Consider the following 2,254-nt stretch of genomic DNA (forward strand, 5'->3'; position numbering starts at 1 on the left):
CTTTTGGCCCACACACCACGTATGACTGTTTCTGCCCCCCAATCCCCCTGCCCCACCCTGGTTGCCTGGCTGGGTTATGGCGGGCTGATCCCGTTTGTGGCGCTGGCCGCTGCCAGCTGGCTGGACCCGGCCCATGTGGCCACCTGGGTACCGGGACTGCTGGCTTACGGCGCGGTGATTCTGAGTTTTGTGGGTGCGCTGCACTGGGCGTTTGCCATGACCCACCCGCAGCTGCAGGACGCCCCCAAACACGCGCTTTACCTGTGGAGCGTGGTGCCCTCGCTGCTGGGCTGGCTGGCCCTGATGATGGTGCCCAAGGCGGGCGCCTTGCTGCTGATCGCCGGGCTGCTGGCGCACTACCGGCAAGACCTGCGCCTGGAGCGGGTGATATCGCTGCCGGTCTGGTTTGTGCCGCTGCGCCTGCGGCTGACGGTGGTGGCTTGCCTGTGCCTGGCGGTGGTATTTGTCACCGCCCGGTGAAGACCTCTCATCTGACCCGAAGGAGCCCACCATGACCACCGACACACGCTGCTGCGGCACCGGCACCTGCCTGATCAATACCGAGGGCCTGTGCTGGTGTGGCCAGCGCTGGAACGGTGACGAGATGTGCGGCTCTGATTCTGAGTCAAATCAGCCTCTAGCCCTTATAGATCAAGGGACAACAGCTGCAAAAATTGCAGCAAACCAAACCACCGACACCACCGCCAGCCCAGGCTGACGCCCATGACCTACAGCCTGGTCTGGTTCAAGCGTGATCTGCGCCTGCATGACCACGCGGCGTTACACGCCGCCAGCCAGCGCGGGCCGGTGCTGTGCCTGTTTGTGATTGAACCCAGCCTGTGGGCGCAGCCCGATGCCGCACACCAGCACTATGCGTTTTTGCTGGAGACTTTGCGTGAGCTGGCGCGCGACCTCAAAGCCCTGGGCGGGCGCCTGCATGTGCGCACCGGCGAGGTGACCGAGGTGTTGGCCCAGTTGCACACGCTGGCACCGTTTGAGCACCTGTACTCGCACGAAGAAACCGGCAACGCCGCCACGTTTGAGCGTGACAAAGCCTTGGCGCGCTGGTGCCGAGCCCAAGCTGTCACCTGGCAAGAGTTTGCGCAATTTGGGGTGGTGCGCCGCCTGAGCGACCGCAACCATTGGCTGCGCCATTGGCAGGCCCACACCACCGCGCCGCAGCTGCCCTGCCCCGAACCCGGTGCACTGGCGTTTTGGCCCAGCCCATGGCCACCACAAGCGGTGCCCAGCGCCCACGCGCTGGGGCTGGACGCCTGGGACCCGCCGCAGCGCCAGCGCGGTGGCCGCAGCGTCGGCCAAGCCGTGCTGGACGACTTTTTGAACCAGCGCTGCCGCCAGTACCGGGGTGGCATCTCGTCACCACTGTCGGCGCCCACGGCCTGCTCGCGCCTGTCACCCTACCTGGCGCTGGGCGCCGTGAGCCTGCGTGAGGTGGTGCAAGCCACCCAATACAAGATGCTTCAACTCAAGGAGCAACAAGCCTATGCTGCAAAAGGGCTTGAGGCCTTTTTGAGCAGATTGCACTGGCATTGCCACTTTATCCAGAAGCTCGAATCCGAACCCGAGCTGGAGTGGCGCAACCTGCACCGCGGCTACGACGGCCTGCGTGAGCACGACGTCAACCCCGCGCATTTTGCGGCGCTCACCGAAGGCCGCACCGGCTGGCCGATGGTGGATGCCTGCGTGGCCATGCTGCGCGAGACCGGCTGGCTCAACTTTCGCATGCGCGCTTTGCTGGTGTCGGTGGCCAGCTACCCGCTGTGGCTGCATTGGAGAGAAGTGGGCCAATGGCTGGCGCGGCAGTTTCTGGACTACGAGCCCGGCATCCACTGGAGCCAGATGCAGATGCAGATGCAGGCCGGCACCACCGGCATCAACACCACCCGCGTGTACAACCCGGTCAAACAGGCGCAAGACCACGATCCGACGGCGGTGTTTGTGCGCCGCTGGTGCCCGGCGCTGCGCCGTGTGCCCGACAGCTGGGTGCTGGAGCCCTGGCGCATGCCCGAGAGTGTGCAGCAAGCCTGCGGCGTGACAGTGCGTGCCGATGCACCTGCCGGTGCGCCAGACGCCTGGCCGCTGCCGCTGGTGGCACTGGCCAGCGCCACCCGCCGCGCCAAAGACCGCCTGCACAGCCTGCGCCAACAGCCCGAGGTGCGCGCCGCCAAGGCCGCGATTGTGGACAAACACGGCTCGCGCAAAGAGCGTGATGGCCGCCCACCCGGCCCCCGGC

3 protein-coding genes are annotated in these 2,254 nt (G+C 66.1%); all 3 read left to right on the forward strand.

Features of this window, described 5'->3' with window-relative positions:
• Nucleotides 1-480 (forward strand): DUF3429 domain-containing protein (locus KKO72_RS20735; protein ID WP_371736924.1); only part of this gene is annotated, 480 nt, incomplete at its 5' end.
• Between the two features lie 31 nt (nucleotides 481-511).
• Nucleotides 512-718, forward strand: coding sequence for a hypothetical protein (locus KKO72_RS20740; RefSeq protein ID WP_214943754.1), 207 nt, complete (start codon nucleotides 512-514; stop codon nucleotides 716-718).
• Nucleotides 719-723: 5 nt separating this feature from the next.
• Nucleotides 724-2,254 (forward strand): deoxyribodipyrimidine photo-lyase (locus tag KKO72_RS20745; RefSeq protein WP_214943757.1); only part of this gene is annotated, 1,531 nt, incomplete at its 3' end.

The sequence above is a fragment of the Rhodoferax sp. U11-2br genome (assembly GCF_018619435.1).
Taxonomy (GTDB): domain Bacteria; phylum Pseudomonadota; class Gammaproteobacteria; order Burkholderiales; family Burkholderiaceae_C; genus Rhodoferax.